Source organism: Moraxella sp. (assembly GCF_024227015.1).
In the GTDB taxonomy this organism is placed as follows: domain Bacteria; phylum Pseudomonadota; class Gammaproteobacteria; order Pseudomonadales; family Moraxellaceae; genus Moraxella.
Window position 1 is genome coordinate 1 of record NZ_JAAELD010000035.1, and the last position, 9,297, is coordinate 9,297.

General features: G+C 45.7%; 9 protein-coding genes. 4 read left to right on the forward strand and 5 right to left on the reverse strand.

All coding sequences use genetic code 11. From position 1 onward, the window contains the following. Positions 1 to 93: 93 nt before the first annotated feature. Entirely contained in the window at positions 94 to 474 is a 381-nt protein-coding gene (locus tag GY683_RS00705; RefSeq protein ID WP_297286925.1) for a glutaredoxin family protein, read from the reverse strand. A gap of 68 nt (positions 475 to 542) precedes the next feature. Here GY683_RS00705 and mtgA point away from each other — a divergent pair, with 68 nt between their 5' ends. The 4 genes from mtgA (at position 543) to thiI (ending at position 5,502) form a co-directional block, all read left to right on the forward strand. Continuing rightward, positions 543 to 1,217 (forward strand): monofunctional biosynthetic peptidoglycan transglycosylase, encoded by a 675-nt coding sequence (mtgA, locus tag GY683_RS00710; RefSeq protein ID WP_297286926.1) that lies wholly within the window; start codon positions 543 to 545, stop codon positions 1,215 to 1,217. 166 nt (positions 1,218 to 1,383) lie between these two features. Further along, the gene (gene ppk1, locus GY683_RS00715) at positions 1,384 to 3,522 is read left to right on the forward strand and encodes a polyphosphate kinase 1 (protein ID WP_297286933.1); all 2,139 of its coding nucleotides are present in this window, start codon (positions 1,384 to 1,386) and stop codon (positions 3,520 to 3,522) included. After that, complete coding sequence (locus GY683_RS00720) at positions 3,522 to 3,977, forward strand: YchJ family protein (protein ID WP_297286927.1); 456 nt, start codon at positions 3,522 to 3,524, stop codon at positions 3,975 to 3,977. Before ppk1 ends, GY683_RS00720 begins: the two co-directional genes overlap by 1 nt. A 79-nt stretch (positions 3,978 to 4,056) precedes the next feature. After that, a complete protein-coding gene (gene thiI / locus GY683_RS00725) occupies positions 4,057 to 5,502 on the forward strand; it encodes a tRNA uracil 4-sulfurtransferase ThiI (RefSeq protein WP_297286928.1) in 1,446 nt (481 codons plus the stop codon). Between the two features lie 28 nt (positions 5,503 to 5,530). Here the strand turns inward: thiI and GY683_RS00730 are convergent, their stop codons facing one another. From GY683_RS00730 to ychF, 4 genes are all read right to left on the reverse strand, one after another. Further along, the gene (locus GY683_RS00730; RefSeq protein WP_297286929.1) at positions 5,531 to 6,379 is read right to left on the reverse strand and encodes an exodeoxyribonuclease III; all 849 of its coding nucleotides are present in this window, start codon (positions 6,377 to 6,379) and stop codon (positions 5,531 to 5,533) included. An 84-nt stretch (positions 6,380 to 6,463) separates the two neighbouring features. Continuing rightward, on the reverse strand, positions 6,464 to 7,183 hold the full coding sequence (locus GY683_RS00735) for a TetR family transcriptional regulator (protein WP_297286930.1): 720 nt from the start codon (positions 7,181 to 7,183) through the stop codon (positions 6,464 to 6,466). Positions 7,184 to 7,373: 190 nt separating this feature from the next. Continuing rightward, positions 7,374 to 7,892 carry a hypothetical protein gene (locus GY683_RS00740; protein WP_297286931.1) on the reverse strand — a complete coding sequence of 173 codons (519 nt, stop codon included), beginning with the start codon at positions 7,890 to 7,892 and terminating at the stop codon, positions 7,374 to 7,376. Between the two features lie 159 nt (positions 7,893 to 8,051). Then, positions 8,052 to 9,143, reverse strand: a complete 1,092-nt coding sequence (gene ychF / locus GY683_RS00745; protein ID WP_297286932.1) for a redox-regulated ATPase YchF — start codon at positions 9,141 to 9,143, stop codon at positions 8,052 to 8,054. Positions 9,144 to 9,297 lie beyond the last annotated feature (154 nt).

Consider the following 9,297-nt stretch of genomic DNA (forward strand, 5'->3'; position numbering starts at 1 on the left):
AAATCATCACATTTTTATTGTTTTTTCCGATAAATTTTAAAAATTGATAAAAATATTTTATAAAAATTGGTGTGATTTGTGCTTTTGGTATGCTTATCCGTGGTGATTATTTGATAAAAGATGAACAACATCCATAATCCCAAACGGATAGCACAGCAGTCGTGCTGGCGTCACCAATATCGGAATCACAACCCCCAAAGTCTCAATCACCAGTTCATCTGCATTCATCACATCTACACGATGGACAAAAGGCAGCGGTCTGATGCGTCCGACTTGACTGAGCAGGGCATACACCTCATCGCAAAGGTGGCAGCCATCCGTACCGATCAGATACCAGTTATTGCCCGCGCGAATTTTAAAATTGGATAATAATGTCTGATAAAATTCAAAAAATTGTTCATTACTGAGTGTGTCTAGCGCGAAACGGTTTTTTGATAAATCGGTTAACTGATTGATAAATATTGGATTATTCATATCGATAAACATCTAAAATAGTGTAAAATAGGATGATTGTCATTATAACGTAAAATAAGGCTGGTATAGTGCTTAAAAAATTTTTTCGTTGGATTGTTCTGTGTGTTGTCGCTGTCTTTTTAGGTTTTAACTTGATGGTGGCGGTACTACTTGGCGTGGGAAAATTTACACCAGTGACCGAGTCAGCATTCATGATGGCGCATAGATTTGGCGGCGGTACGGTTACTCAGACGTGGGTGGATTATGACAATATTGCCAAAAGCGTCAAGCAGGCCGCGATCGTGAGTGAGGATGCTAAATTTACCCAGCATTATGGTTTTGACTTTGATAGCATTGAGACCGCCATTAAGAAAAATGAAGCAGAGGGCGCGATAGCAAGAGGTGGCTCGACCATCAGTCAGCAGCTTGCCAAGAATTTATTTTTGACGTCACATCGCTCATACATCCGAAAGGGTGAGGAGGCTATCATCGTCCTGATGATGGAGGGGATTTGGGATAAGAGGCGTATCTTGGAAGTGTACTTAAACGTGGTGGAGTTTGGCGATGGCATTTATGGCATTGAGTCGGCAGCTCGCCACTATTATGGTAAATCTGCCAAGAACCTAAATCGCGAACAAGCCGCGCTACTCATTAGCATGCTACCAAACCCAAAATACTATCAAAAAAATAAAAACGCCAAACGACTTAGAAACAAACAACGAATCATACTGCGTCGCATGAACAGCGCGGTATTACCAAGCTAAGATGGTAAAAACAATCAGCAATAAGCCAACACAGTTAACAAAATACAAGGAGAACGCCGTGACCCAAAGAACCGCCAATTCAAGACCTACAGCCAAGCGCACCACTTCTAAAGTATCAAGCGTGCTGTCTGAGGCGAGCAATTTACCGAGCATTGAGCAAGTTGCCATGCAAAGCGTACTAGGCACGGCGCCACCACCTGCTGAGCTGCATGAGATTCAGCACATCATGAATGAGGTGGGCGGCTTTACGCCTGAGTGTTATATCAACCGCGATCTATCAACCTTAAGATTTCAGTTGCGTGTGCTTGCTCAGGCGGTGAATCCGCGTAACCCTTTGCTTGAGCGGATGTTCTTTTTGACGATTTTTTCGTCGAACATGGATGAATTTTTTGAGATTCGTGTGGCAGGATTGCTCCAAAAGATGAAAAATGGCGACAAGTCCAGCAGTCTAGATGGTCGTAAGCCGTCGGAGCTGCTTGCAGAGATTAGCCAGGTGGCGCATCGCGCGGTCGAAGAGCAGTATCGCATCTTGAACGAAGAGATTTTGCCTGAGCTTGCCAAATCTGACATTCGGTATCTGAAGCGTCATGAGCTGACAGACGCCCAAAAAGCATGGATGAGAGAGTATTTTTTTAGTCAGGTTCTGCCCGTATTGACGCCGATTAGCATTGATCCTGCGCATCCATTTCCACGCCTTGTGAATAAGTCATTAAACTTTATCGTAAGCCTTGAAGGTAAGGATGCTTTTGGACGTGATATTAATCGCGCCATCGTGCCTGCGCCACGTTCACTGCCGCGTGTGATTCGTCTGCCCGATGAGCTGACAGGCGGTAAGGATCATCACATCATGCTGTCTGCGGTGATTCATGAGCATGTGGGTGAGCTGTTCTTGGGGATGAAGGTTACTGGTTGTCATCAGTTTAGATTGACACGTAATGCCGACCTTGCGTTGTCCGATGATGTTGAGGATCTGGCTAAGGCGCTTGAGGGTGAGCTTGATAATCGACGTTTTGGTCATAAAGTTCGCCTAGAGGTAACAACAAATTGCCCAAAAGAAACTTATGAATTTCTACTGCAAGAATTTGAGCTTGATGAAAGTCAGCTGTATCGCGTGAATGGACCTGTGAATCTGACGCGTATGCTGACGAGCTTTGATAAGCCAGAGCTTAAATTTGCGCCATTTTCACATGCCATTCCTAAAGCGTTTCGCGGCATGGAGACTGTGCGAGTCGCCAAAGAAGGCACGTCAATGTTTGATGTCATCAAAAAAGAAGACGTGCTTGTCCATCATCCATTTCATGCTTTTACACCGGTGGTAAATCTACTGTGGCAAGCGGCGAATGATCCTGACGTACTTGCCATCAAGCAGACCATCTATCGATCTGGTACGAATTCTGAAATCGTGCAAGCGCTCGCCGCCGCCGCTCGTAATGGCAAAGAGGTCACGGCAGTGATTGAACTGCGTGCACGCTTCGATGAAGCGAGTAACATCGCGGTGGCGAACATGCTGCAGGAGGCTGGAGCGGTTGTGGTGTATGGGGTGGTGGGTTATAAGACTCATGCCAAGCTCATGCTCATCGTCCGCCGTGAAAAAGGCAAAATCCGCCGTTATGCACACTTAGGCACGGGTAACTATCATGCGGGTAATGCTAAGGCGTATACCGACTACGGCCTATTCACCGCAGACAAGCAGATCTGCGAAGACGTGCACGGCGTATTCGTACAGCTGACAGGGATGGGTCGTCCGATGCCATCGCATCAGATTCTGCACGCGCCTTTTACTTTGCATGATGGGCTGATGCAGATGATTGATGATGAGATTCATCACGCCAAAAACGGCAAAAAAGCGCGAATCGTCATGAAGTGCAATGCAGTCACCGAACGTCAAATCATTGATAAACTATACGAAGCAAGTCAAGCAGGCGTGCAGATTGATTTGATTGTTCGTTCTATTTGTTGTCTGCGTCCGCAAGTGAAGAATCTATCAGAGAACATCCGCGTGCGTTCTATCGTCGGTCGATTCCTAGAGCATACGCGCGTGTATTATTTTTATAATGATGGCGATGAGAAGCTGTACTGTTCAAGTGCTGACTTGATGGATCGTAACTTATTACACCGCGTTGAGACTGCGTTTCCTATTTTGGACAAAAAACTATTCAAGCAAATCTACGAAGACGGCCTGATTAACTACCTTCAAGATAACGTTCAGGCTTGGGAGCTTGATGGGCGTGGCGAATGGAATCAGGTGCATCATAGCCTTGACATTCACGATGCCCAAAGCATCTTACTGGAGAAAATCTGTTGATGCAATGCCCCTGTGGAAGCCCAACTTATCATGACTGCTGTCAGCCGCTGCATGAGGGCGTACCTGCTGTTACGGCTGAGGCGCTCATGCGTTCACGGTTTAGTGCCTTTTGTCTTAAAAATATCGAATATATTATCGAGACGACCGTGCCAGTTCAGCAGGCTCTACTGGATAAGAATGCACTACAATCGTGGTCAGATGAGATGTATTGGACACGTCTTGATGTGATTAGCCATGTCGCCAAGATCGGCAAACGCCACGCTCAAGTGCATTTTATGGCGTATTATGATAATGGGCAGGGCGAATCTTGTCATGACGAGCATTCAAGCTTTGTTAAGATTGATGATGTTTGGTATTTTCTAGATCCTACCGTGCCAATTACGCTCACCAATAAGCAGCCGTGCTTGTGCGGTAGCGGCGATAAATTTAAAGCGTGCTGCGGTAAGTTCTTGTGATGTGATTTGTTTGATTTGTCCATGTTTGTATTAAAAAAAGGTGTATAATAAGCACCTTTTTTATTTGCCCATTAAAATTATGAAATTCATTGTCAAAGTCTTCCCCGAGATCATCATGAAAAGCGAATCCATCAAGAAACGCTTTATTAAGGTGTTGTGGGGTAATATCCAAAACGTACTCATGCAGCACGATAAGACTGTTAAGGTCATCCGTCATTGGAACTTTCTTGAGGTACGCTTTCAAGATGAGTCAAAGCGCGCTCAACTTCGTGCGGCACTGACCTGCATTCCCGGGATTCATCATGTGCTGGAGGTCGATGATTCACCTTTTACGGACATGCATGATATTTTTGAGCAGACTTTGGCGAGAGTCAAAGATGAGATTGAGGGCAAGACTTTTTGTGTACGTGTTAAGCGTCGCGGCAAGCATGATTTTGATTCCATGGATGTCATGCGTTATGTGGGCGGCGGGTTAAATCAGCATATTCCGAGCGCCAAAGTTCAGCTAAAAGACCCTGAGGTCGTCATCAAAATTGAGATCGAACATGATCGACTGATGTTCGTGCAGGCGCGTCATGAAGGGATTGGGGGATTCCCGATCAGCACTCAAGAAGATGTGTTGTCTTTAATCTCAGGTGGTTTTGATTCTGGTGTGGCAAGCCACATGTTTACACGACGCGGTAGCCGAGTGCATTATGTGTTCTTTAATCTGGGTGGGCGTGCGCATGAGATTGGCACTAAGCAGATGGCATACCATCTATGGCAAAAATACGGCAGTTCGCACCGCGTGAAATTTATCACCGTGGATTTTGAACCTGTGGTGGCTGAGATTCTACAGAAGATCGATGATGGTCAAATGGGTGTTGTGCTAAAGCGCATGATGGTGCGTGCTGCTAGTAGCATCGCTAAGGACCATCGTATTGAGGCGATCGTCACAGGCGAGGCGCTGGGGCAGGTCGCCAGTCAGACGCTAACCAATTTGCGTGTGATTGATAAGGCAAGCGATGCGCTCATATTAAGACCGCTCATCACTCATGATAAGCAAAACATTATCGACATGGCCGAGCGCATTGGTACCGCTGATATTGCCAAATCCATGCCTGAATTCTGTGGTGTTATCTCAAAAAATCCAACAGTCAAGGCCATCGAGCATAAGATTGTTGATACCGAAGCGAATTTTGACTTTGATATTCTACAACACGCCGTTGATACTGCTGTGTGCATGGATATCCGAGATATTGCAAACGAAGAGCGTGATAATCAAACCGTCCAGTCGGTTAATGCTGTCTTGGCAGATGAAGTTGTCATTGATATTCGTACACCTGATGAGATTGAGGATTCGCCGCTCGATGTGGAAGCGGACGTGATCGAGATGCCTTTTTATCGCTTAGGTACGAACTTTGGCGAGCTTGATCAATCCAAAACTTACTTATTATATTGCCAGCATGGTGTCATGAGCAGCTTGCAGGCAATGGCATTAAAGAGCAAGGGTTTTGATAATGTTAGGATTTTAAAGCTAAAATAAAAAAGGGCGCGATGCCCTTTTTTTGTCTTTATTCGCCTGTCTTGATTAGGTAATCAATGACAACAGGCGCATGATCCGAGAACCAATTATCTTTATAAACCCATGCGCCTATGGTGCGCTCTGTCCAGTCGGGAGAGCAGGCTTGATAATCAATGCGCCAGCCCACGTTCTTGGCGCGCGCTTGTCCGCGATTCGACCACCAAGAATACACCTCGGATTCCTTGCGGACAACGCGAAACGTATCAACATAACCCAATTCATCATAAATATGATCTAGCCATGCGCGTTCATGAGGTAGGCAGCCAGATGCTTTTTGGTTGCCTGACCAGTTTTTGATGTCGATGCGCTTATGCACGATGTTGTAGTCGCCGCAGATGATAACGGATTTATCTTCATCGCGCCAGTGTTTTAGAATTTTTTTATATTCTTCTAAAAAGATGTCTTTGCGCGCTTGTGCTTCATCGCCTGATGAGCCAGATGGTAGGTATAGCGATGAGATAAATACAGGCTTATCAAGACCTAAGTCAAACTCTGCGGTGATGAATCGACCCTGACTGTCAGCAAGCTCAAAGCCAAGTCCGCGGCTCACCGATACGATCGGCAAACGACTATAAATCGCTGTGCCTGCATAGCCGGCACGTTCAGCGGGAAATAGATGAGTGTACCAACCTTCGGGTTTAAATTTATCCGTCCATTGATCGTGGTTGATGCGGGTCTCTTGCATGCAGACGACATCCGCTTCAGATTCATTGAGCCAATCAAGCAGTCCCTTTTTCTCAGCGGCGCGCAGTCCGTTGACGTTGATGGAGATGACGCGCAGTAGGCGTTCATTGGCGTTTAGTGTGTGGTTTGATTTTGGTCGGTGTAGGTAAGGCATTAGATAAATTGCAATTTAAAAAAGGCGACATTCTAACATAAATGCCGCCAAAAGATAAGGGTAGGGCTGATGATGATTGTGTTATCAATCCTCAATCACAGTCTCTTCGCTTGATTTCCAGTTATAAGCACCGTACATGAGAATCTGCATCTGACGTGTGCAGCGACGGAGCATTTCTTGTTTGTGCTGCTCAACATCAATAGGGTCTTGTTTGTCGGTGATGTCTTCAGTATCTTCATCATCAAGGTTTGGTGTATAAGTCAGCTCTAACCAGTCGATGATCCAAGAGAATGACAGATTGACACCAATCTCAGCCAATAGGTAGCGGTCTTCGCTGCCAATGTGTTCAAAGGCAGGCTGTAGCGCCAAGTCCTCACCCATAATCTTGGCGAAGTAGTGAATCTGTTGACTGATCGCGTTACGTACCGCCTCGGAGCCACCAAAGCGCTCCGATGCGATGAATTGCCAATATCTAGGCTGCGCATCTACGGCCTTGAAAAATAGCTGTACGCTCTTGGCGATTTGACGCTCAAAACTGCGTTTTTTGCCCAGCTGCATGTGCTCGCGTAAGATGGATAGTGCATCACCCAATTCATCTTCAACCAATGCCTTGCCAAGGCATTCCATGTCATCAAAATGACGATAAAAGGCCGTCGGCACAACCCCAACCTCGCGAGTGACTTGGCGTAGGCTAATAGAGCTGTAGCCCTGCCCAGTCATGCATAGATCTAGAACGGCATTAAAGAAAGCTTGGCGTGTTTGGCGTTTTTTTTGTTCTCGAGTGGTGGTTTTTGTTTCTGTCATGAATCAATCCGATGAAGTCAGTGTGCTTAAACGCGCCCATTAAAGCACTTAAAATTGAGTGAATAACTGTGTATTATGAATAAAAATCTAGAAATTTTCAATCAAATTCATAAAATGTTGCATTTTTGTTAATATGATTTTTATATCAAAAAAGCCAAGCGTGAACTGCTTGGCTTTGTCATCTTGATGATTAAGATTTGGTGCAATCTAGAAGGGTGGCGTTGTTTGCGCCCAGTACTTGGGCTTTATTGCCATCTAGGATCAGAGTCATTGGCTTGCCATCTCCTTCAATACCTTCATCAGTGGTGAAGCGTTTTTTGTCATTTAGGTCTTGGTTTAGATCGTAAGTGATGTCATCGGCAGTAAGGTGTGCTTCGATTTCACCTTCGTGGTTATGTACGGCGATACTTACGCTCTTGTCGCCGCATTGAAATTTGTCACCGTCGTGATGGTGATGATGTGCATGATCGCCATGGTCGTGTGCATGATCATGATCATGTTCTGCATGGTCGCCATGTTCATGGTCATGATCGTGCGCATGGTCATGACCATGGTTTGTGTCGGTTGTATTGTCAGAAGTGCTTGCTACTTCGGTGGCAGGGGCAGCCGCCTCAGTGGTTGTGGTTTCGGCAGGTGCTTCGGCTTGTTTTTTATCGCAAGCGGTTAATGCCAAAGTAGCAACCAATGAAGTTAGGATGATTTTTTTCATGATAAAACCTTAATTTGATGTGTCAATATGGTGGAATATTAAATATTGGATGTGATTATCAAGATACATTATAACAAAATTTACAATCATGACTCAAGCCCTGTGACTTGATAACAAAAAAGCCGATAACTATCGGCTTTTTTTGAGGTTAATGTGCAATTACACATTAAATCTAAAATGCATCACGTCGCCGTCTTGGACGATGTAGGTTTTGCCTTCTAGGCGAGATTTGCCTGCCGAGCTTGCCCCTTTTTCTCCGCCATATTCGATAAAGTCATCATAGCCAATCACTTCGGCACGGATAAAGCCACGCTCAAAGTCGGTATGAATCACGCCTGCCGCCTCTGGAGCGGTTGCACCCACAGGCACTGTCCACGCACGCACTTCTTTAACCCCTGCGGTGAAGTAGGTTTGTAGGTTTAGTAGCTCATACCCTGCACGAATCACACGGTCAAGCCCTGCTTCCGTCATGCCCATGCCTTCTAAGAATTCCGCCTTTTCTTCTTCGTCCAGTTGGGCGATTTCAGCTTCAATTTGGTTGCACAAAGCCACGACAATGGCGTTTTCGCTTTGGGCAAATTCACGCACCGCATCTAGGTGGGGGTTATTTTCAAAGCCATCTTCTGCCACGTTGGCGATGTACATGACGGGTTTTAGGGTGATGAGCCCATAGGATTTGATGAGTTTTTTCTCGTCATTGTCAAGATTTGCCATGCGTGCAGGTTTGCCGTCCGCCAAAAACGGCTCAATCTTTTGAAACACCGCCAAAATTGCCTGAGCGTCTTTGTCTCCGCCTTTTGCTTTTTTGGCATTGTTGGTTATCGCTCGTCCTACCGCTTCAAGGTCGGCAAGGGCAAGCTCGGTGTTAATGGTCTCGATGTCGGATAGGGGGTTTACTCGTCCGTCCACGTGAATGACGTTGTCATCATCAAAACAGCGTACCACATGGGCGATGGCGTCCGTCTCACGGATATTGGCAAGGAACTGGTTACCCATGCCTTCGCCCTTACTCGCCCCTGCCACAAGCCCTGCGATGTCCACAAATTCCATGCTGGTCGGTAGCACACGCTCAGGTTTGACGATTTCTGCCAACGCCTTTAAACGTGGGTCTGGCACAGGCACAATGCCCGTGTTTGGGTCTTTGGTACAAAAGGGGAAGTTTTCGGCGGCAATGCCTGCCTTGGTAAGTGCGTTAAATAGGGTGGATTTGCCAACGTTTGGCAAGCCTACGATACCACAGTTAAAGCCCATGAGTTGTCTCGCTTGTAAAATTAAAGTTGCTTAAAGCATTAAAAATCATAAACGCATCATTATACCAAAAATTATTATTAAGCTGTGAGATTTTTGGCAAAAAAGCGAAAAGTGATTGCGTGACTTAGGCAATATTTTTTGACATTTTTGACAT

What these genes read in the sequence shown, in the direction of transcription:
- GY683_RS00705 (WP_297286925.1), bottom strand. Translation starts at nt 474, where the DNA reads ATGAATAATCCAATATTTATCAATCAGTTAACCGATTTATCAAAAAAC.
- ppk1 (WP_297286933.1), top strand. Translation starts at nt 1,384, where the DNA reads ATGCAAAGCGTACTAGGCACGGCGCCACCACCTGCTGAGCTGCATGAG.
- GY683_RS00720 (WP_297286927.1), top strand. Translation starts at nt 3,522, where the DNA reads ATGCAATGCCCCTGTGGAAGCCCAACTTATCATGACTGCTGTCAGCCG.
- thiI (WP_297286928.1), top strand. Translation starts at nt 4,057, where the DNA reads ATGAAATTCATTGTCAAAGTCTTCCCCGAGATCATCATGAAAAGCGAA.
- GY683_RS00730 (WP_297286929.1), bottom strand. Translation starts at nt 6,379, where the DNA reads ATGCCTTACCTACACCGACCAAAATCAAACCACACACTAAACGCCAAT.
- GY683_RS00735 (WP_297286930.1), bottom strand. Translation starts at nt 7,183, where the DNA reads ATGACAGAAACAAAAACCACCACTCGAGAACAAAAAAAACGCCAAACA.
- GY683_RS00740 (WP_297286931.1), bottom strand. Translation starts at nt 7,892, where the DNA reads ATGAAAAAAATCATCCTAACTTCATTGGTTGCTACTTTGGCATTAACC.
- ychF (WP_297286932.1), bottom strand. Translation starts at nt 9,143, where the DNA reads ATGGGCTTTAACTGTGGTATCGTAGGCTTGCCAAACGTTGGCAAATCC.